Below are 21723 nucleotides of genomic sequence, written 5' to 3'. Positions count from 1 at the left end.
GCGAGAAATATTAGATATAAGGGATATGTGAAAAACTAATACTTTCTAATATTTTGAAATATAAGCTCAAGCTTTAACTTTGCTGCACCACAGCTCACGGATATCGCGAGATTCATCCCACGTTCGTTTAGAGGCGATATACTGAAATAAAGGCTCTATGTATTGGGCGGCCTTCTCGTAGCCGCCTAGAGAGCGTAGCTGCGCCAGCAGAGGGGGTACTGCGTCGCGCAGCGAGGATTTATCGCCGCCGTAGTATGCGATATGCAGGTCTTCCCGGTCAAGCGGGCGCAGCGTCAGGTCTTCATAATGGCTCACGATAAGGTGAGCCAGATAGACCGCGCCTTTAGCGATGACCGGGGATACCAGGAAGCTCGGCAAAGTCCGGTACTCAAACCCGCCATGCGGCTGAATCCGGAAATCGCCGAGCACGCCGTAACGAGGACGACGCGCTCCCGCGCGGACGTCCTCAAGCAAAAGCATCGGCAGCGCGAGATAGTTGTCGAGCGCGCGCAAGAGCGGCGCCGTCAGCGTCACGCCGCTGAAGTGCAAATGGCCGCCGAGGGCCCAGCCCGTCAGCGGCATACCTCCCGCCCGCCAGCGCAGCGTGCGGTCGGCGATGAGCCGGTCCGCCGTAGCCGCGGCGGACATCAGCTGCGCCAGCAGCGCGCGTGGTTCCCCGCGCGGCTGGGGGCGCAGCTCGGCGACCGGGAACGCGCCGCGCGTTCCCGGAGGTCCGGCGTCGCAGCCTGCGACGCCGTCCGTAGGCAGGTACCGCGACGCAGGCACGACGCGGCCCGTGGACTCCCGGAGGATGATAAACTCCGGGTCCATGCCCATGAGCAGGCCGCTGCGGCCTGGCTGCTCCAGAGCAAGGCTCCGTTCCAGCGATAATGATGCGGAACGATAAGGCTCTGGCAATGATTTGCCTGAACTCTGTAGTAGTGGAGTGACTCCCTCCACGACATACCTCCGGTTCCCCATTGCCCTCAGCAGGACCTCACCGCTATCCAGCCCCAAGCTGTACAAAGTCCGAACAGCAATACGCTGAAGTAATTTCATTACTCCACGCCATACTCCTGGTGCAGCCCCCATTGATTCGCTGCTATCGACTCTATCCATTCGCACAGCCCCGGCTAGCAAATCGGAGGCTGCGCGCATACCTGGGCCTGCTCCTAGTGGAGTGATCTGCAGAACGCTCAAATTATACACGAGTATGTTATAGCACTGTTTATGGGCCTTACCGGAAGGCAGAGTATCATATGTATCTTCTAAACGATTGCTTTCACCAGAGGTCTGGTTTCTCCGCAGAGATGCTTCTGAGCTCTTCATTCGCAACAGTTCCTGCTTACTAGACGAAGTAAGCGTCGCTTCAATCCCGCTCCGAAATAATCTGGACTCTCTGTGTGCTGATGACAATCCCGAATACACCTTAAACCCCTCATTCATTCTCCTGCCCCTCCATCCATCGCAGCCCAAGATTGAAAGCCCTGCAGTAGTACTTCTTGCCCATTCATACAAACCAGGTTGTTCTTAATCCACTCAGGTTCCATTTTTAATTCTAAAAATAAATAAAAAAAAGGAGGGCATTCGCCCTCTACGCCGCCGCCCTCCCTACATATAATGGACCATAACCCATCAGTACCCAGTTAACGGCGGCGTATCCTTCCTTACAGTTCATCATCCAGATTGTCAGGGTCTAGATCATCGTAATCGAAGCTATCACCTTCAAAATCATAATCCTTGTCTTCTGGATCATCGCTTTGTTCAGTGACATACACACGGACTTTGGTCTCAGCCACCAACTCCACTTCGAATTCGCGCTCTACGCGAAGTGTCACACTGCCTCCGCCTGGCGATACGCCCGCTTCTACACAGTTGGGTTCCTGCGTTGCCTCCGCAGAGACCTCAACGGTAGAAGTGCGGTGTCTCGTGTCCAGGTAGGAAAGCGGAATGAGCTCCACATAGGAGACCGTTTCTTTAGCTACCTCGGTCTGCTTGTTCTTGTCGTACGAGTACCAGATGTTTACATCGTAAGTACCAATTACTTCGATTCCGTTCCCGGCGGCAACCGCTTCGTACTGGTGGTTGATAATCCAAGCCCCCAGAATACTAGTCGGGTGATGTGGCGGAGTCACGGTATGGGTTGCTGTAGAGAACTTACGACCTTTGCCGCAAATTGCCTTCGTAATGATCTCCCTTGTTTGACGTTTATGGCTTAATGACATCTTTAAACCTCCTCCATACAATCATTCACTATCAAGTGTATGCAGGTTCTAGGCATTTGTTGATTGTTAGTCTATAAATAAATTTGAGTAAGCCCTCCAGAGGGTCTTATCAGAAGATTTATAGTTCATTTTATTTCAAAATTTGTACAGATATGAGTAGATTATAAAAATGGTCCAGCCTGATACATATCCATTCTGAACGTTAAAAAAACCTTATAAAGCCCGCTATTGCGGGATTACGCGCATAATACCAATAGATCTATGTTTGCTCAGGTCAATAAAATCGTCATCAATATTCACGAGGGGACGCAGTGGATCAGTAGCAAGAATCATAATGATTTTTCCTGTCCGTCCATCTGTCAATTCCACTTCATTCCCTATCATTGACTGCATTAACTTATTAATAAAGACTCTACAAATATAAGGGTCAAGCTTGCCAAATACGTTTTCCTCCATCTGAAGCAACACTTCATAAAGAGGTGAAGCTTTACGATAAAACCGGTCGGATGTCATCGCATGGAACACGTCTGCTACTGCAACAATTTTACTGAAATCAGTGATCCGATTCCCAAGTACACCGAATGGATAACCACTGCCGTCCATTCTTTCATGATGCTGCAGGGCGACGAGCGCTTGCAAATGATTGGTTCCAATAGTGTCCCGGATCATCTCATAACCATAGGTCGTATGCTTTTTCATAAGCTGATACTCCTCTGCGGTCAACGGGCCCGGCCGGGTTAATAATTCATCCGGAATCCTCATTTTTCCGATATCATGAAGGGTCGCTGCGATCGTCAGCATACTCAAATCCTCAGGCTTTAATTTTAGCCATTTCCCTAGCAATGTAGATAAAATACCAACCGCTACATTATGTCTGTATGTATAATCATCCTTGGACTGCAATGCAGCCAATACGCCGTAGAAGTCATTCTTTTCACTTACCTGCTGAATAAACGGAATGACTTCATTTCTAACTTCAAGCATAGGAATTCGTTTGTTTTTGTTATGACGAAGCTGTTCAAAAATATTTTCTATCGCAGCTGTGCAATCATCGATTGCAAGTTGGAAAAATTCCGCGCTATCCAGCTGTACGACGTCATGAGACTCTAGGGTGATCTTATGTTGATTGATTAATCGTATATGCTCAGCACTTAATAAAGTCAATGCGGGTAAAACAAATACTCCTTTGTCATTAAAAAGGTTAGCTATAAGCTGTTTTCCTATAAATGATTCCATAACTTTGTCCATACGCCTCACCTGCCAATGCGGAAAATTCGACTACCGAACTTCCTGCTATTATTTGAACTCACCATAAAATCGTTAATCATATCCTGTGATCAACTTTTAGCTCATACATATCTTATCGTGATTTTGACAGAGATAGTTAATACTTCAGTTTATTAAAGCCTCAATTTAAGCCTTATTTCGAATCTTCAAACGTTTCTCCGGCTTGTAACTGACCGGGATTTTATGCCGCTTAGCGATCTTTAAATAAAGTGCCAGTTCCCTGCATAACTGAAGAATAGCTGAGCGCACTTCAAATTCCTCACGTGTCTCTGGCAGATCCATTTCTTCGAATTCTCTTGTTAGCTCGTTCAGTAAATGTTCAGTTCGTCCAGTATATTCTTCCGCAAGCACATCCCCGCTAAGCTGGTCAAATAACTCAGCAACCATCTCCCCATGCGGTAAATGGCGGTACACTTGAGAAAGCAGCTGCATCATACTTTGAATCGATTCCAGTTGCTCCTTCCGCATGTAGAAATAAACATTCCATGCTTCATCAGGATGAATAACATGATTCTCCATCTCACGGGTAGCTGCCGTTAATCCCCGCTGCACTGTATTATCTGCGTCAATTAATTCTTTGCCGTCCCAAATATACGCAGGATCTCGAAGCGTTCGGGCCATCTGTGTAAAAATAACCGAAAAATAGCGATCCACTTCCTTACGGATCCCATAAATGACCCCACCAGTCTGAGGCATGTAAATCAAGTTTACCAGCCCTGCTGAACCGAGCCCAATAGCCAGAAGCTCTATTTGCTGCAACAGGACATGGAGCGATAGTTCAGCTTGTCCAAACACGCGAAACACGATAACCGAGCTGGTGACAATTCCTTCTTTGTAGCCAGACTTTACAATCATCGGAAAGCCCACGAGTACATACAGCCCGAGCACCCAGTAATGGAACCCTAGAAGCCAGAATAGGATGCAGCCAAAAAAGAGTCCCACGAGCGAGGCTAAAAAACGAGCCGTTATCGTTCGGAAACTCCTTTTCAAAGTAACCTCTACACCCAAAATTGCCAGCAAGCCTGCACTCTGCGCATTAGGTATACCCACTGCAGACGCAACTAGTACGGATAATAACGTAGCTGCTGCTGTTTTTATCACACGAAATCCCATAGCCTTATCTCTCCTTACAAGCACTAACCCAATAAATAGGTAAAGATATAGACATGTTACAAGATTTTGTGTACGGACACAATATTACATAAGGTTCATCGCCGGGATAACAACCGCTTCTCAAGATATACCACTAATTGATACATTGCTGTAGCCACGGCCGCGATAATCAAAAGACTGGACATCACTAGCGTGAAATTAAAGACCTGGAAACCATAAATAATCAGATAACCCAGACCCGATTTAGCGACCAGGAACTCCCCTACGATAACTCCTACCCATGACATCCCCACATTCACCTTTAAGGTGGAGACCACCGTCGGGAACGAGGCTGGAAGAATTACTTTAAAGAACACCTGAACTCTGGAAGCTCCGAAGGAACGAACCACCTTAACCAGATTCGGATCCACACTGCAAAAACTATTGTACACAACAAGCGTCGTTATAATCACCGTTATAGATAAAGTAGTAACAACGATAGCAGTGAATCCGGCTCCGAACATGACGATAAAAATCGGCCCCAGCGCCACCTTCGGCATACTGTTAAATACGACCATATACGGATCAAGCACTGCTGATAAAAAAGGAGACCACCAAATGATCACAGCAAGTAGTGTCCCTAATAGCGTTCCAAGTACAAAGCCTACCGCAGTCTCACCTACCGTCATCCCCAGATGCGGCCACAAGCTTCCACTGACCATATCTCCCCAGATCTGCCGGAAGATTTTTGTTGGATAGCTGAATAATAACTCATCAATCCAGCCCATTCTTGCGCCAGCTTCCCAGAGAACAAAAAACAGCAGTAACAGGCTGCTCCTTACAACAATCACCTTATTGCGCCAGCGGTGCTTCGTTTTTTTATAATCGCCATGCAATTGTTGTAGCCACTGTTCACGGGAAGCTAATAACCCCGATTGCTCCGTATGCTTCATTAGCTTTCCCTCCCTGCAATCTCCATCTCTTTCCATATTTCATGAAAAAGCTCCGAAAAGCCTGGCTGATCACGTGCAAATAGCGGAGGTGCTGACCGGATTTGCTCTGGTACTGAAAATACTTTTCGGATCTTCCCTGGATTTCGTTGTAGAAGAATAACACTGCTGCTTACCGCAATGGCCTCAGATAGATCATGAGTAACTAATATTGCAGTTGTCCCCCTGCTGCGTAAGGTCTCAGAGACCAAATCTTCCAGCTGTAATTTGATCTGGTAATCAAGTGCCGAGAACGGCTCGTCTAGTAGAAGGAGTCCAGGATTCGTTGCCAAGGTGCGTACCAGAGCTACTCTCTGCCGCATCCCACCTGATAACTGAGTAGGAAAGGCGTGCTCTTTGCCCTCTAAGCCCATCTCTCGAAGTAGCTCCAACGTCCGCTTTCTGCTCTCTTCGTTCAAGTTTCCAGTCAGCTCTAGTCCTAGAATGGCATTATCCAGAATACTCCGCCAAGGAAAAAGATAATCCTGCTGCAGCATATACCCAACCTCTGGTGAGGGTCCCATAATGGGCTCTCCATTTACGAACACTTCGCCTTGAGATGGCTGCAGCAGTCCTGCAATAATCGATAGGAGAGTCGTCTTACCGCAACCACTTGGTCCGACTAAGCTAACGAACTCTCCTTGCTCGACATTAAGGTTCAGGTCCTCAACGGCCAGTGAAGCTTCACGGTCGCCAAGATAGGCATGCGTTACTCCCTTTAATTGCACTACTGGAAGCATTGTCAGCCCCTCCTTCAATTTACACATCTTATTTAGGATCTTTGGTTCTCTCTTATTTTGAAGTGCTGCTCGTTATGCTCTTCTCAGCTTTCTCAGCAAAACTGTTATTCACTATTTTGTCAGCGGGAACGCGTTCTTTAAGCTCACCAGCATTATCAATGACATCGAGCAAATTGTTCCATTCTTCTTGATCTATAATTGGATTAACCGCATAGGTATCCTGTTCCTTATAACGTTTGACTGCAGAAACCACGATATCTTTATCTGTCTTATCAAAATAAGTCATTATCGCATCCGCAATTTCTTCAGGGCTATGTTCCTTCACCCAAAGCTGAGCACGCTGGATCGCATTTGTGAACTTCTGTACCGTGTCTCCATTTTTACTAATATAGCTGTTCTTAGACATAAACACGGTGTACGGTAAATAACCGCTTTCCACACCAAACGAAGCCACTACTGCCCCTCGGTTCTCACGTTCAAAGATTGAAGCCTGTGGTTCAAACAGCTGCACATAATCGCCTGTACCTGAAGCAAAAGCACCGGCAATATTAGCAAAGTCAATATTTTGGATCAAGGTAATGTCTTTAGTAGGATCTATTCCTTTTTTAGATAAAGTAAACGCACCTGCCATTTGTGGCATTCCGCCTTTTCTTTGCCCCAGGAAGGTAGAACCCTTCACTTTATCCCAGTTAAACGCTCCGTCAGCTTTACGGGCAAACAAGAACGTTCCATCCCTCTGAGTCAGCTGTGCAAAATTAATGACCGGATCATCTGAACCCTGTTGATACACATAAATGGAGGTTTCAGAACCTACCAATGCAACATCGATGGCACCTGAGAGGAGTGCAGTCATGGTTTTATCTCCACCGGGGATCGTCTGTAGTTCTACGTCAAGTCCTTCGTCTTTAAAGAAATTTTGTGATAAGGCAACATATTCGGGTGCATAAAAGACAGAACGGGTGACTTCACCAATCTTCACCTGTACCAACTCTGACTTTCCGCCGCAACCGGCAAGCACTGAAAAGCATAAAGTAATGATCATGAGCGACAATGACAGCTTTTTCCTAATCTTCATTCTTCATTCTCCTTTCTTACCGGGTCCTTCGCCCTTGCTTAAAGCATATGCAGATGCCTACGAAAAGGTTAAAACCTCCAATAACCTAGGGAAATCCAAGAATAACCATGATACTAGCGACTTTTATTGAAGGAATGGATAAATATCGTTTAATTTGCTGTTTTTGTATCTGTGCAAACGTTTTACCAATGGGGATGCATTCGAGTACTATAGGAAATAAAGCGCTTTCCATTTCTTGAATTAGAAAATTTGCAATAGAAGGAGTTATTACATATGTATAAAGGTGTTACATTCAAAACCAAAAAAATCACAATATGCTCTCTGGTGGGCATCAGTCTAACCACATTACTGCTGTCCGGTTGTTCTGGTAATCAAAGCAACAAAACATCCATTGCCACGCCCTCCCCTAAAGCAGACTCCATTCAGAGCACCGCTACACCTCAAGCATTGATAAATAAGACGGATGAACAACCTTCCGCTGTTTATTATGAATTATTTGTTCGTTCCTTCTATGATTCAGACGGCGATGGCATTGGAGATCTAAAAGGGATCACCCAAAAGCTGGATTACTTAAATGATGGGAATCCTGAAACCACGACTGATTTGGGGATTGGCGGGATTTGGCTCATGCCCATCAACCCATCACCAAGCTATCATGGATATGATGTAACCGATTATCGTGCGATTAATCCTGATTATGGGACGATTGAGGATATGCAGGAGCTAATTAAAGAAGCGCATAAACGAGGAATAAAAATAATTATGGATTTGGTTGTGAATCATACCTCCAAAGAACACCCATGGTTCGTAGACTCGGCTAAAAACAGTGACAGCAAATATCGCGATTGGTACGTCTGGGCTGAAGATCAAGGTCGTCCCGCAAATGGAGCCAGCGCTGCTGGCGGTGGCAGTGCGTGGCATTCTATCCTTGGCAGTCATTATCTGGGCGGATTTTGGGAAGGCATGCCTGATCTGAATTTCGATAATGCAGAAGTTCGTACTGAAATGAAGGACATTGGAAAATTTTGGCTGGATCAAGGTGTGGATGGCTTCCGACTAGATGCTGCGAAGCATATCTACGAAGATCTTTTGAGTGATAAAAGTGAGGCTACTACCGCTAAAAATGTATCCTGGTGGCAGGAGTTCCGCAAGGCTATGAATGAAGTAAATCCAGAGGCATATATAGTTGGCGAGGTCTGGGAGAATTCTGCTGTCACTGTCGGAGCTTATTTAGATCAAGCTTTTAACTCAAGCTTTAACTTTGGCTTAGCAGAAACACTGGTGAACTCTGTAAAAACTGAAAAAGACAGTGGGACGGCCTTTACGCTGGAACGAACCTATAAATTGTATTCCAAAATATCCGATAACCAATTTACCGATGCTACTTTCTTGACGAATCATGATCAAAACAGAGTCATGAGTCAATTAGACAATAACCCGAATCATGCAAAAATGGCAGCAGCCCTACTGTTAACTTTGCCTGGGAATCCTTTTATCTATTATGGTGAAGAAATTGGATTGCGCGGTGTGAAGCCAGATGAAGGACTTCGAGAGCCTATGAGATGGAGTGCAGCCGATCAAGGAGAGGGGCAGACTACTTGGGAGGCCGGACGTAATAATGCGGATGCGATTAACGTTGATGTTGAGAGCCAGCTGAATGACAGTGATTCAATGCTAGAAAGATATCGCGAGCTTATTGCGCTAAGAAATGAGATTCCTGCGCTCCGGGATGGCGGAATCCGTGACTTTGCTTCTGGCAATCCCGGGGTTATGGCTTACGAACGACTAACAACACAGGATCAGGTGCTCGTCGTTCATAACCTTACTGGCGAAGAACAAACCATTGTACTACAACCCAATGTCGAGGGTTTCTCTTACTCCAAGATCCTAAAGACGATTGCTGTCAAATCGATCTTGAATTCAGATCAACTTACCCTCCCTCCTTATTCAACTGCTATTGTGGAGTGAGAAATGCGGAAGAATGTAACACCCACTTTGTTACTGACCCACATAATTGAGCTTTTGTAATCGGGAGGGCTATAAGCCAGTCTTTGGATGGATCACTGCTCATTCGTAACAACCAGCCACTGGAATGATCGCCTAAGAAGCGTGCTTTCTGGAAGTTCCATCCACTGTCACTGGACGTACAGAGTCGTAATTCTCCTTCCGCCATGAAGCACTTCATTACCCGTGCTAGTTGGATGGAATGTACATCATCCCCTGTCTCTGCTGCTAAACAATCTGAGAGCATTTGCAGCGTGGATGAGCATGAGCTTTTTTTCAGCTCCTCAAATTTTCTTTTTGACATTAGTAATGCCGGAATCCCGTGATTAAAGAGCTCCTTCATGTTCTCACATTCGAACAGCTGAAGACAAAAGCTCTCCGTTTCACTTTCATCCTTTAATTCATAGGGCAGGGTTTCCGGGTTACTATTGCAGATTACTAGTATCCGGTCTTTATGTATTTGCAGACACAAATCCTTCATTTCCTCCTTCTCTTTATATTTCAATCTACAGATCCGTTCTGCGTTTAAACCTGTATGTAACTGATCCAGAACTGCTTGCCCCATTACTTCATCTGGAAATAAAAAATGCGTTAAATCGGCCAATCCATTGTCATTCACATCATTGTATCCTTCCTGTATTTCATATATATGTATATTAATCTAACAATCTTTATGTTATCATAAGCTAATTTTAAGGTAAAATTAAGAAACAAAGGGTATTATCATTAACATGAAATACTTTTAGCGAGGTGTCTTCAAAATGAGAATGCTCATCACATTTCAGAACAAACTTGTACCTGTGTATTTCACAACAGAAAATAAACAGCCCACTCAAAAAGTACTTAGATTACTTAACAGTACGTTGGAGCTCAAAATTCAAAAGGGCAAGAATGCTATCCAGAAATGCCTGAATTCATTAATTAGTATCGAAATTAAAGGCTCTGAGGCTATATTGCACAGTTATAGTGAGAATGATTCATTGGCGCTATCCCTCTATTAATAGAGGGGTAGTTTTTTTGTGAAGTTTCTTTTATCCTTTGGCAGACAAAACAGCAAGTCTCTGAAAGAGACTTGCTGTTTTTAAGTTTTGCAGCTTTAGTAATGAATGATTACACCAGTATGGGACAATATCAGCTAATCTTATAGTTCTTATTCTCTGCTTTTTCAGCTTTCTGTATTCGAAGTTTAAAGAGACTCACTAAATTTTGGCGTGTATGCTCTTCGTGACAGCTATCCAATTTCTTAATGATAAACCGATCAATGGACATGTCCATCGCTCCTTTTAATTCATTCAGATCCTTATGAATATAGGGAATATTTTCCTGTTTCCTTGTAAGTTTATTAACCGGGATTTCTATTATTCAAACTCTTGTTCCTTTATAAAATACTCTTTTCCCCCTAAAAAAAATCACAAAAAAATAATTTACAAACAAAAAAATACATGCTATATTATTTATAGTTAATATTAAATACACACATCCAAGGGAGCAATCATAATGTCTAATGTTTTATTTATCAAAGCAAACAACCGTCCAGCAGAACAATCCGTAAGTGTTAAGCTTTACAATGAATTTTTGGAGAACTACAAACTTAACAATCCAGAAGATGAAATCACTGAACTTGATTTGTTCGCAGAGCAACTTCCTTACTACGACAATACCCTGATCACTGGTATGTACAAAGCTGCTCAAGGTTACGAACTAACAGCTGAAGAAGCAGCAGGTGCTGCTGTAGTTAATAAATATCTGGAACAGTTTATCGCTGCTGATAAAGTAGTATTCGGTTTTCCACTGTGGAACATGACTGTACCAGCTGTATTGCATACTTATGTCGATTACCTTTGCCAAGCTGGCAAAACATTCTCTTACACTGCTGAAGGTCCAGTTGGTCTTTTGACAGGTAAAAAAGCAATCGTACTGAACGCTAGAGGTGGCATTTATTCCGAAGGTCCTGCAGCAAGTGCTGAAATGGCTGTAAACTTCATCGTTGGTAACCTTAACCTTTGGGGTATCAAAGATATTACTCAAGTAATCATCGAAGGTCACAACCAACTTCCTGCACAATCCGCTGAAATCATTGAGAACGGATTACAATTGGCTAAGGAAACTGCAGCTACGTTCTAATACAAGCTATAAGAGAATTTAATAAAAAAGGGTGACCCTGAGCTCTGGGTCACCCTTTTTTTGACTTTCTAGCCTATTGGAACACTACTCTTGGCTCCGTCGCTGTCTATAAAGTTCTTCTAATACTCATCAAGTTCTTTACGCCAACCGTACCCTCTAGTCCTTGTCGAATGAACTTTAGAAGAAGCTGTGGTTTTTCTCTTGAGCTTCACCTCTTTGGTGCTTTGGTACAGCAGTTCCCGCTGTGTCTTTCGGTAGTTCAGCAGTCTCTTCTCTTCGAGCTCACCGTTATGAACCGCTTCAAGTACCGCACATCCCTCCTCACGTTCATGTTTACAGTTGCTAAACCGACATGCAGCAGCTAAGCTGCTAATATCACTGAACGCCAGATCTAATCCACCCTCATCTTCCCACAGCTGCAGCTCACGCATCCCTGGTGTGTCTACTATGATTCCTCCGTCCGGCATAATAAACAGTTCACGGTGGGTAGTAGTATGGCGTCCACGGCTATCGCCTTCTCTTACATCCTGTGTAAGCTGAAGATTCTTTCCACATAACCAGTTGACCATCGTAGATTTGCCGCAGCCTGATGAGCCCGTTAGAGCTACTGTCTGTCCACTCCCAATGTAAGGCAGCAGCTTCTCACGGCCATTATCTTGCAGTGCACTAACCGCATGAACTGGCACACCTGGTGCGGCGCTTTCCATTTCGGCAATTTTACTCTCTGCATCTAGGCAAAGATCTGCTTTGGTCAGTAGAATGACTGGATTGGCCCCGCTGTTCCAAGCCATGATTAAGTATCTCTCCATCCGCCGAACATTAAAGTCATCATTCAAAGCACTGACCAGAAATAAAGTGTCTACATTCGAGGCAACAATCTGCTCCTCTTGTGTGTTACCAGCTACCTTGCGTGAGATGACACTATGCCGAGGCAATATCCCATGTAAAATCGCATGCTCGCCGCCATCCTGCATTGAAAGAGCCACCCAGTCGCCGATCGCTGGAAAATCACCTGAAGCGACAAACGTATGTCTCAACTTGCCTGATAGCTCCCCCCATGTCTCTCCCAAATCAGTCATCACCCTATACTTACTGCCAAAATCGCCTACAATTCTTCCGGGAACAAGCCGTTTATCCTCCGTCTCCTTCCACTTTTCATCCCATTTTGAACTCCAATTTTCATTCCAACCATATTGCTGTATGTTAGTCATTTGAATCCTCCTAAAGATCTGTTTAAGTTTTTATTTTTATTTACCATGTACTGCTAGCATTTTCCGGGAACACAAAAAGCCGTCGGAATTTAAGACTCCGGCGGCGGCCACACTTCATGAACTCTTCTAGGACGAAAAGGACAAAAAGTGCACACATAATCAGAAAAATGTCTCATCCTAAAGACAAGGATAAATTCATTTTCCCGTGCGATATATAGAGAAATAGACAATTAACTACAATTCCTATTGATTCTATATACGCAAAAAAGCCGCCGGACCCAATACGGTTCCCGCGGCTCTAATAAGCGTAATAGAGCTTACCTGCTAAACTGCACGAATAACTTATTCGGCAGCCGCTGTTCCCGGAAGACACGTATCCACAACAGTTGAGTTCATTACATTTAAAACTGTCATAAAACATCGTCTCCTTCCGAAATAAGTTGTTGTTATCATAAACGGCGCTGCCGTATAATGTCAACTATAAATTTTGATAAAATTACAAAATGGACTTAAGCTCATTCAACTCGTAGATTATCTTCCAAGGTTGTATGTCCAATTGCTCGTCCCAGGCATGTTTTCTTTGCAGCCAAATGCCTTGTAGCCCTGCTTTCCCTGCACCCCAGATATCATTCACCGGGTGATCTCCAATAAACAATGTCTGATCCGCAGTAACTCCCAATCTGTCTAATGCAAGTTGATAAATCTTAGGATCAGGCTTAGCGATTTCTACTTCTCCAGAAATGACAATAGCCTTGAAGTACTCTCGCAGGGCAAGGGTATCAATTTTGGTGTTCTGGATATCTACTTTGCCGTTGGTAACCAGACCAAGTATATAACCGCGCTCTTTGCAGTACTTCAGAACGTCCACAGCATCCTTCATCGTAGCACCATGATTGATATAACTTGCATCATAATATGCACGAATATGTTCAGCCGTAACTGGTGTTTCCCAAGGCAGTACCTCGCTTAGCTCTACGAAGAATCCGTCCTTATCACGGTAACCATCAGCATCTCTGTGAATCATATCTTCTACTACCTTCTGCGCTTCTTCAGCTTCCAAATGTCCTAGAAAATCCTGAACAAACTGAGTACTAAAACTGCGAAATGTATGGTCACGATCCATTAAAGTATTATCCAAATCAAATAATATAGCTTGTACTTCTTTCATCAAGCGATTCCCCTTATATGCTGTTGATTATAAAATTTAACTTACAGAAATCTATTGTACTATGCCTTTGAAGACAATGAAAAGACCATTCTGTAAAAAGGAACTGCTGTCTCCCCTTCTACCGAACAGTCTATATAGGCTTTAAATTTGATTTATTCATTTACTCAAAATGCTCCGCACGATGTGTCAGCATCATTTCCTCTTCTGTGATATACAGTGGGAAAGGAGGGGTTTCTTTGAGATAACTTTCTGTGGCTAGCAAACGATAATGGACCTCAGGTAACCATGCATCTTCAACAAGTGGCAACTGACCTGTATCACTGATGTAATTGTCTACAGCGGACTGAACCATATCAAGGTAATACGGAACAAGCTTATCTTGTTCCTCGAAAACTTCATAGGTCTCGCGTGACATATAGAAATTCTGCTCTGGAATTCCTCCTAAATACCGTTTTAGTCTGCTCAAATCTATTCTTTTGTCGTCAAGGATTAAAGCTGTTCTATTAATGAGCGCAGGCATATCTTCTTCAAACTGTCTGATCGCCTGCTTGACTTGGGTTAGGGTAACGGTAATATGATCGGATTGGGGTTGTTTTTTTGTGCGTTTAAAAAACATAAGACAAGTCTCCTTTCGAAAAACTATCTTTGTTAACGCTTACAATTCTATTATATTCGAATTCCTCCCTCTTAATCAGCATATTTCCAAAAGACACAAATTGTTAACAACTTTATGATCATTATTTGACATCTTCCCAACGCATCCAAATTTCTTGGGGATTAAGTTCATATTTATCATTCTCACGATACATAAACTGATGCATAATAAATTCACGCCGAATGGTAGCAAAATCTTCATGGAACTGCTTAATAAACTCGTTAATTTCTTTCTCACTATAAACTACCCCTGGCTCTAGCTTCTCAACCATGAACTGAAGTGCGATCAGTTTCTTCTTATATTGTGCCGGGATTTGCCGAAGCCGCCCATCCTTCGAAAAAAAGTTACGCAGCACAGACTCCTTTAGACTATTTTCAGGTGATTTCTCTTCCATATTTCTCGCTCCTTTCGAAAAAATAAACTGAAGTGAAGCCTCAGCGCCACTACTAATGAATTCTGGATTCAACTTAAAATAAACTGTATTTTTGTCACGTCGTTCCTTTATTAGAGCTGCTTCACGCAATTTCGCTGCATGATGAGTTACCGTTGGTTGTGATAAGTTCAATTTCTCAGCCAGCGCTTGTCCGTGCATTTCTCCTTGTGACAGAAGCAACAATAAACGAAGACGTGTTGGGTCAGCCAAAGCTTTATGATAGTTCACTATTTTTTCTAACTGCATTGGAATCACACTCCTTCAACTTTCAAAAGCTAGATACAAATTAGATATATATCTAATTATATAACAATCAACATTATTCTTGCAATGGTTATTATGTTTAACCTTATGCTTATGGCAAAATGAATGAATTTAGGGTAGGATTTAAAGAAAAGATAGTAACAATCAGGAGGTAACCCACTGTATGAAAGATGTAATTATTATCGGTGCAGGTCCTTGCGGCCTCTCGGCAGCTATCGAATGCCAGCGCCAAGGACTGTCCAGTCTCATTATTGAAAAAAGCTTTATCGTTCACTCCATTTATTTGTATCCAACAAATATGCAATTCTTCAGTACCGCTGAGTTATTAGAAATCGGAGACGTTCCTTTCACCTCGACCAATGATAAACCATACCGCCATGAAGCTCTTGTCTATTACCGCCGGGCTGCGAAGCAGTATGGTCTAGATATCGCCGCTTACGAAGAAGCGTTATCCATTGAGCCTCTGGAAGATGGAACCTATGCTGTACATACGTCCAATATGCGTGGTGAGCATCACACACGTATCACTGCAAATGTCGTTATCGCTACAGGTTATTTTGATCAACCGAATATGATCGGTATTCCAGGGGAAGAACTTCCTAAAGTTACCCACTATTTCGGTGAAGCCCATCCATATACAGGGATGAAAGTTACAGTCATTGGTGGCAGTAATTCCGCGGTAGATGCAGCACTGGAGCTTATGCGCGTTGGAGCTACAGTCGATATGGTCTATCGTGGTGAGAGCATTTCCTCGAATATTAAGCCTTGGGTTCGGCCAATCTTTGAAGGGATGGTACAAAAGGGTAAAATCACTCTACATCTGGAATCACGTGTTACTGAAATTACGGCTAGTTCGGTTATAGTTACGAGTCATAATGGAGACAAAAAATCCATAGATAATGATTTCGTCCTTGCTTTAACTGGCTTCCGGCCTAGCCGGGTGCTTCTCACTTCTGCCGGCGTAGTTATGGATGACGATATGGATAAGCCAGCTTTTAATCCTTCAACTATGGAAAGTAATGTTCCAGGTCTTTATGTTGCAGGAGTAATCGCTTCAGGCCGCAATGCGAATGAAGTATTTATTGAGACAGGACGTGGGCATGGTAAACTTATCGCAGATCACATTCTTGCGAAGCGCAGTTCTCACAATAAGGAGTTGAACGTTTAAGATGGACATGACCTCTTTGCTTTTGCTTGGTCTTGCTGCGCTCGGTATTATAAGCAGTAATTCCCCTGTAACAATAGCAATGGTCGTCCTACTACTGCTAAGAGTTCTTGGCCTGCAGCAGACCTTCCCTTGGCTTGAGAAATATGGTTTAACCATCGGGATAATCATTCTTACGATCGGGGTCATGACGCCTTTGGCCAGCGGAAAAATATCGCTGCAGATGGTCGGTCAGTCCTTCCTCCACTGGAAGTCTCTTCTTGCGATTGCGATCGGCATTCTCGTCGCTTATCTTGGTGGACGCGGAGCCATCCTTATGACCAACCAGCCCACAGTTGTTGCGGGTCTCCTGATCGGAACAGTGATTGGCGTTGCATTGTTCAAGGGTGTCCCTGTAGGACCGCTTATCGCAGCCGGTATTTTGTCGCTCTTGATTGGCAAAATGTAAAAGGTGGAGCAACCATTCAACACAAAAATAGAGCAGCAATTCTCCATATCGAGAGAATCGCTGCTCTATTTTATTTTTATTCAGCCTGAGAAATGGATTGTGGAATCTCCTGAGACGATCGTTTTTCTACAAACAATAGATCACCAACCCCATACTCTGTTTGAATTTTTTTCAGTTGGGCCAAAGCTTCTGCTTCTGTATTAAAATACCCAACTTCCACTAGGAATAATCCCTTCTGATCCTTTAATACGCGCACGTTCTCTAACCCGTATAACATCTCTTCAGCCATACCTTGACTCTCGCCGGAAGGCTCTGAGTTTGTTCTAAGTGAATAGATAGAAGTTCCTTCTTCCACGTCACCCTTCTTATCCTTCAATGTAATCGCCACCTGTGCCGGATCCTTATATTCCTTCACCTCATAAGCAACTGGCTCTTTGAAGGTTACATTGAAACGTATCATCGAGTCATCCAATGTAATTAAAGGATAAGCATCTTGAACATACTTGCTTTCTTTTAATGTCTCAAGATCTTTAACAGCTGAGAAGTTCCTTGCCCCACTCACGGTTACGGTCATTGTATAAGGATTGTCAGTGAATTTTACGTTATAAGAGCTTGCAAGGTCTTGTGTATTGTCCGAATTCGCAAAGTTTAAAATCATTTGATCACTGTTCTTCTGATGTTTCAACGAAATGAAATTGACATCTACTCCATCCTGAATCGTGCCGCCGCCTGCACTTCCATCCGTAAATTTCAATACACTTACCAGCTTACCTAGAACGGGCACTTGATTCATACTATCCGCGAAGGCGGGTACCGTATTTACACCCACTGTAAAAGAAATGATAACTGCTGCTGCAACTGATCCTGTCCATTTTAATCTGCTCATTTTTATTCCTCTTTTCTGTTGTTTATAGCGTTTTCCTCTTTCAATACCTTTTCGAGAAGCTTGTGATAGTTCTTCGGGGATTTCAATATCGTTGTATGCTTTCTGTAAACGTTCAAGTTGATTATCCAAAGTACTCACTCCCCTTCATATTAATTTTTAATTTCCCTAATCCCCGATAGATGACGGTTTTCACTGTACTCTCTGGCATATCCAATACCCCGGCAATTTCCTTTATGGGCAAGTCTTCAAAATACCTCATCACAATGATCATTCTTGATCTTTTATCAAGGACTCTTAGCGCCTCCTGAAGATCAATGACATCCTCTATGGGTTCTGAAGCGTAGCTGCCTTCGGGATCTTTCTCCATATACACGATTTTTTTAGATTTTCGGATAAAGTCCAAGGCACAATTGACGGCTATTTTTGTGAGCCAAGTTTTAAAATATTGAGGTTGCTGCAGTTTATGAATTGAGATGAACGCTTTATAAACGGTCTCCTGTACAATCTCCAGCGCATCATCCTTATTCCTCACATAGGAGTACGCCATACGGTAAAGACGCTCTTGCATCCCGTCTATCAATGCAGTAAAGCTGTCTTCATCACCCGCTATCGCCTTTTCCTCCAGCTCTGTTGTATTCAAGTTCTCACTACCTTTCATGTTGCTTATATTTTTTAGACGCACGTGATATTCAAAAAGACTCAAATGGATTTAAAAAAATGGCCCTCTCTCCCGAGAAGACCACCTAAGTAATTTATTATAATGTTAGATCTTATCATGTATCCAAATGCTGTACGTTAAACAATCTCGCATAACTTCCGTCCAGTCCCATTAGTTCCTCATGTGTACCACGTTCTGTGATTTCACCATTCTCAAGCACCACGATCTGATCAGCATGTGTAATGGTAGACAGTCTATGCGCAACAATGAGTGTAGTACGTTCCGACGAGAGGGATTGCAGCGCTTGTTGAATTAAATGCTCTGATTCCAGATCCAGTGCTGACGTAGCTTCGTCTAATATAAGAACCTTTGGGTCTTTAAGAAACACCCTTGCTATGGCTATCCGTTGCTTTTGCCCACCGGACAGCTTCACTCCACGTTCTCCCACTTCTGTATCATAGCCTAGCGGCAGCTGCTCAATAAAATCATGCGCATTGGCAGCTCTCGCCGCCGAGAGGACTTGCTCCTCTGTAGCATTAGGATTGCCGAACAAGATATTATCTCGTACAGACCCACTAAATAAGAAATTATCTTGAAGCACCATCCCAACGGCTCTTCGCAAACTCACCTGCGTCAAACCCTGTATATCCTGACCATCCATCTGGAGGCTACCTTTGCTTATGTCATAGAATCGCGGGATCAAGCTTATGAGAGAGGACTTCCCGCCACCACTCATTCCAACAAAAGCGACCGTCTGACCAGGTTTGATACTTAAATTAATATCCTTCAGTACCCAATCATTCTCTTCGTTGTATTTGAACCAAACATTATGAAAATCAATTTCACCACGTGCATTCGTCAGAGGTCTTGCTCCCGGTTTATCCACGATATCATAAGGCTCGTCCAGCAGCTCAAGTACCCGCTCAAGGGAAGCCGAGGCTTGCGTGAGCACTGTCGAGGAATTAATCAATCGACGCAGCGGCGCATACATCCGGTCCAGATAGCCGAAGAAAGCAACAAAGGTTCCCACAGTCAAATTACCATGAATCACTTGATAACCACCGTATCCGATGACTAGCAGTGGTGCAATATCCGTTAGTGTGTTAATAATCGCGAAGGTAATCGCATTCCAACGAGTTTGAGCCATCGCTTTTTTGAGAAAGTTACCGTTGATATCTTCGAACTGCTTCTGATCCACTTTTTCCATGGTGAAGCTGCGGATGATCGAAATGCCTTGAATCCGTTCATGAAGATAGCCTTGAATGCCAGCCAGAGCCTGTGAACGGTCTTTCGTTAACACCTTAAGTCGTTTATATAGTTTACTTACCGCAAAGGCGTAGAACGGAAGTACAGCGATAGATACTAGCGCCAGCACTGGATTCAAATAAAACATAAAACCAAGCGCAAACACTAGCGTAAATAAATCCAGCCATACATTCATCATTCCGACTTCTACTAAATTTTTGGTCTGTTCCACATCATTTATAAATCTTGAAATCGCTTCGCCCACTTTTGTATTCTGATAATACCGCAGCGACAACCGCTGTAAGTGACTGTATAGCTTATTCCGCATATCGAACAATATCTTACTTGTGATCAGCTGTGCAAAATACTGCCGGTAATACTCCACCGGTCCCCTTACAATTACGAATAAAACAAAAGCGCCTCCGAGGATGAGCATCAATTGCGATACCCGCTCCTGGGCACTCATGGCAGGGTTCATCAGCAGATCATCGACTACGTATTTCAGAATCATAGGCAGTGTCAACGGGATGCTGAACTTGATCATACCTATAAAGAGCGTAAACACAATCCATTTCATGTAAGGCCGTACAAAAGTAAAATATGATTTCCATTGCTTCACAGGGATATTCTGTCCTTTCTCTTTACTGAGTTGCTAAGTACAGTTGACTTTTGCGCTCTACAGTGTTTTTATATTTTTAAGTCCATAAGTACGATAGCAGTACCCGAACTTCAGGAGGATAAAGATGTCTAGACAATTTGTGACGGAAGCCGTCATGATGGCGATTTACGGCCAGCTTCTCATATCGAGCAGCCCTGTAGAATATATAGTGCCTTATACGACCGTGATGGAATTATACGAACTGCGGGACAGTGATGATCCGTTAATGAACCGTCCAGATGATGACAAGCATGTCAAACTCAAGATTGGTGAGCTCATTGCCTATTTTGAAGAGCCACTTAATGCTAAAAAAATCAACCGCTGTCTGGCCGTTCCTTGGGCAAAAAGCTCTGGTATTCTACTAGGCGGACAATCAAAGATTACCATCATTAACAGCATGGATACCGCTGTCTACGGCGAAACGTTCGATCCTATCGAAACGGAGCTTATATTGTCCTCACAACGTGAGAAGGTGCCTATTCTTACAGATCAATTCGAGCTGATTCAACGCATTATTGAAGGTGGAGTCCCTGTTCAAGTATACGACATTGACGATTTCGATTTTGCTATGGAGGAAGAAACGTTTCGCAATTCGCACTGATTATATCAACACTAGAAAAAGCCCTGCCTTTTGGCAAGGGCTTTTCACATTAGTAAAAAAAACAAAATTAAGACATTTAAACCTGTACTCCGCCAGGCACCGATTTGGCTTCATACTTATATTCAATGTCATCGTCTGCCTCAGAATATACAATAGTTAAGCCGTAACCTTCCATATACCATAAGTCCTGCTCTTCCATGTAGAACACAATACCGTCTTGTTCAACTTGTATTGCCGAACGTCCTGGTGCCTCCGTCCCGATACCCAGTGAGAAACCAGGGTGAAGTCCACCTCCCGAGCTATAGCGGGGAAATAAACGAATATAGTCTCCATTCTTAAGATCCAGTTCTCTTTTAAACCAAGCTGCCGCTGCTTGACTAATTTCCATGTTCATCTCTCTCAGCTCCTTTGTATAGTCTAATCATACTGAAAATGAATCGATATTCAAATACCTTTATACAATTAATGTTTTCCCAAGCTCCTCAAAAATTAGTTTGACAACTTTGCGAAGCGAGTGATAAACTCTGAACATAACTAACGGTCTACTAGTTATTACCAAAAGTTATTATTAAATCAATGAAAGGGGTGAGCGCGGTGTTTACGAAGTTACAGCCATATCAAATAACTATTGTTGGAATTTCCAATCAACCGAATACCGAAGCAGCCCAAGTGGTGAAACCATCCTGAAGTTCCCTGCGAGTGTAATTGATCGTATAACTTTAGTTCTTGAAGGTCTCTCACATGCCTGGTGCTGTATAGCACCGTGCGCATGATAGCTGTAAATTACAGGCATAT

At 43.5% G+C, this 21723-nt stretch carries 22 protein-coding genes; 6 read left to right on the top strand and 16 right to left on the bottom strand.

From position 1 onward, the window contains the following. Positions 1-66 precede the first annotated feature (66 nt). From NSQ29_RS09970 to NSQ29_RS09940, 7 genes are all read right to left on the bottom strand, one after another. Positions 67-918 carry a putative amidoligase domain-containing protein gene (locus tag NSQ29_RS09970; RefSeq protein WP_341124946.1) on the bottom strand — a complete coding sequence of 284 codons (852 nt, stop codon included), beginning with the start codon at positions 916-918 and terminating at the stop codon, positions 67-69. Positions 919-1667: 749 nt separating this feature from the next. Further along, positions 1668-2225, bottom strand: coding sequence for an outer spore coat protein CotE (locus NSQ29_RS09965; protein ID WP_036687755.1), 558 nt, complete (start codon positions 2223-2225; stop codon positions 1668-1670). 225 nt (positions 2226-2450) lie between these two features. Next, a complete protein-coding gene (locus tag NSQ29_RS09960; protein WP_052404322.1) occupies positions 2451-3473 on the bottom strand; it encodes an HD-GYP domain-containing protein in 1023 nt (340 codons plus the stop codon). A gap of 165 nt (positions 3474-3638) precedes the next feature. Then, positions 3639-4625, bottom strand: a complete 987-nt coding sequence (locus NSQ29_RS09955) for an aromatic acid exporter family protein (protein ID WP_341124945.1) — start codon at positions 4623-4625, stop codon at positions 3639-3641. Between the two features lie 95 nt (positions 4626-4720). Continuing rightward, positions 4721-5557, bottom strand: a complete 837-nt coding sequence (locus tag NSQ29_RS09950) for an ABC transporter permease (RefSeq protein ID WP_149647284.1) — start codon at positions 5555-5557, stop codon at positions 4721-4723. Then, a complete protein-coding gene (locus NSQ29_RS09945) occupies positions 5557-6333 on the bottom strand; it encodes an ABC transporter ATP-binding protein (protein WP_076283504.1) in 777 nt (258 codons plus the stop codon). The genes NSQ29_RS09950 and NSQ29_RS09945 overlap by 1 nt, the downstream gene beginning before the upstream one ends. 52 nt (positions 6334-6385) lie before the next feature. Further along, positions 6386-7408 carry an ABC transporter substrate-binding protein gene (locus tag NSQ29_RS09940; RefSeq protein WP_076298778.1) on the bottom strand — a complete coding sequence of 341 codons (1023 nt, stop codon included), beginning with the start codon at positions 7406-7408 and terminating at the stop codon, positions 6386-6388. Between the two features lie 273 nt (positions 7409-7681). Here NSQ29_RS09940 and NSQ29_RS09935 point away from each other — a divergent pair, with 273 nt between their 5' ends. Further along, complete coding sequence (locus NSQ29_RS09935; protein WP_341124944.1) at positions 7682-9376, top strand: alpha-amylase family glycosyl hydrolase; 1695 nt, start codon at positions 7682-7684, stop codon at positions 9374-9376. Here NSQ29_RS09935 and NSQ29_RS09930 read toward each other — a convergent pair. Continuing rightward, positions 9363-10031 carry a hypothetical protein gene (locus tag NSQ29_RS09930; RefSeq protein ID WP_341124943.1) on the bottom strand — a complete coding sequence of 223 codons (669 nt, stop codon included), beginning with the start codon at positions 10029-10031 and terminating at the stop codon, positions 9363-9365. The genes NSQ29_RS09935 and NSQ29_RS09930 overlap by 14 nt on opposite strands. A 142-nt stretch (positions 10032-10173) precedes the next feature. On the opposite strand from NSQ29_RS09930, the gene NSQ29_RS09925 reads away from it, so the two are divergent. Together NSQ29_RS09925 and NSQ29_RS09920 are read left to right on the top strand one after the other, a co-directional pair. Next, positions 10174-10413: a hypothetical protein gene (locus tag NSQ29_RS09925; RefSeq protein WP_042128392.1), complete on the top strand. Its 240-nt coding sequence runs from the start codon at positions 10174-10176 to the stop codon at positions 10411-10413. A gap of 496 nt (positions 10414-10909) precedes the next feature. Then, positions 10910-11536 carry an FMN-dependent NADH-azoreductase gene (locus NSQ29_RS09920; RefSeq protein WP_341124942.1) on the top strand — a complete coding sequence of 209 codons (627 nt, stop codon included), beginning with the start codon at positions 10910-10912 and terminating at the stop codon, positions 11534-11536. Positions 11537-11655: 119 nt separating this feature from the next. On the opposite strand, the gene rsgA is transcribed toward NSQ29_RS09920, so the two are convergent. The 4 genes from rsgA to NSQ29_RS09900 form a co-directional block, all read right to left on the bottom strand. After that, a complete protein-coding gene (gene rsgA, locus NSQ29_RS09915) occupies positions 11656-12747 on the bottom strand; it encodes a ribosome small subunit-dependent GTPase A (RefSeq protein WP_341055368.1) in 1092 nt (363 codons plus the stop codon). 496 nt (positions 12748-13243) lie between these two features. Then, positions 13244-13915, bottom strand: a complete 672-nt coding sequence (locus tag NSQ29_RS09910; RefSeq protein ID WP_042188921.1) for an HAD family hydrolase — start codon at positions 13913-13915, stop codon at positions 13244-13246. A gap of 160 nt (positions 13916-14075) precedes the next feature. Beyond that, positions 14076-14531, bottom strand: coding sequence for a DUF3939 domain-containing protein (locus tag NSQ29_RS09905; protein WP_076283499.1), 456 nt, complete (start codon positions 14529-14531; stop codon positions 14076-14078). Positions 14532-14652: 121 nt separating this feature from the next. Beyond that, positions 14653-15249, bottom strand: a complete 597-nt coding sequence (locus tag NSQ29_RS09900; RefSeq protein ID WP_340970396.1) for a DUF2087 domain-containing protein — start codon at positions 15247-15249, stop codon at positions 14653-14655. A 181-nt stretch (positions 15250-15430) separates the two neighbouring features. Here NSQ29_RS09900 and NSQ29_RS09895 point away from each other — a divergent pair, with 181 nt between their 5' ends. Next, the gene (locus NSQ29_RS09895; protein ID WP_042188927.1) at positions 15431-16435 is read left to right on the top strand and encodes a YpdA family putative bacillithiol disulfide reductase; all 1005 of its coding nucleotides are present in this window, start codon (positions 15431-15433) and stop codon (positions 16433-16435) included. A 1-nt stretch (position 16436) separates the two neighbouring features. Then, entirely contained in the window at positions 16437-16880 is a 444-nt protein-coding gene (locus tag NSQ29_RS09890; protein ID WP_042188929.1) for a DUF441 domain-containing protein, read from the top strand. A gap of 76 nt (positions 16881-16956) precedes the next feature. On the opposite strand, the gene NSQ29_RS09885 is transcribed toward NSQ29_RS09890, so the two are convergent. The 3 genes from NSQ29_RS09885 to NSQ29_RS09875 all read right to left on the bottom strand — a co-directional run bounded on the left by NSQ29_RS09885 (position 16957) and on the right by NSQ29_RS09875 (position 20288). Beyond that, positions 16957-17766 carry a DUF4179 domain-containing protein gene (locus NSQ29_RS09885; protein ID WP_341124941.1) on the bottom strand — a complete coding sequence of 270 codons (810 nt, stop codon included), beginning with the start codon at positions 17764-17766 and terminating at the stop codon, positions 16957-16959. Between the two features lie 121 nt (positions 17767-17887). Next, positions 17888-18469 (bottom strand): sigma-70 family RNA polymerase sigma factor, encoded by a 582-nt coding sequence (locus NSQ29_RS09880; protein ID WP_341124940.1) that lies wholly within the window; start codon positions 18467-18469, stop codon positions 17888-17890. 70 nt (positions 18470-18539) lie between these two features. Continuing rightward, the gene (locus NSQ29_RS09875) at positions 18540-20288 is read right to left on the bottom strand and encodes an ABC transporter ATP-binding protein (protein ID WP_341124939.1); all 1749 of its coding nucleotides are present in this window, start codon (positions 20286-20288) and stop codon (positions 18540-18542) included. A gap of 124 nt (positions 20289-20412) precedes the next feature. Between NSQ29_RS09875 and NSQ29_RS09870 the strand changes: the two genes are divergently transcribed. Next, positions 20413-20928: an ADP-heptose synthase gene (locus NSQ29_RS09870; protein ID WP_341124938.1), complete on the top strand. Its 516-nt coding sequence runs from the start codon at positions 20413-20415 to the stop codon at positions 20926-20928. A gap of 76 nt (positions 20929-21004) precedes the next feature. On the opposite strand, the gene NSQ29_RS09865 is transcribed toward NSQ29_RS09870, so the two are convergent. Continuing rightward, a complete protein-coding gene (locus NSQ29_RS09865; RefSeq protein ID WP_076298842.1) occupies positions 21005-21322 on the bottom strand; it encodes a HesB/YadR/YfhF family protein in 318 nt (105 codons plus the stop codon). Between the last annotated feature and the right edge of the window lie 401 nt (positions 21323-21723).

Source organism: Paenibacillus sp. FSL F4-0236 (genome assembly GCF_038000135.1).
In the GTDB taxonomy this organism is placed as follows: domain Bacteria; phylum Bacillota; class Bacilli; order Paenibacillales; family Paenibacillaceae; genus Paenibacillus_AQ.
This window is presented reverse-complemented; position numbering and strand designations above follow the sequence as displayed.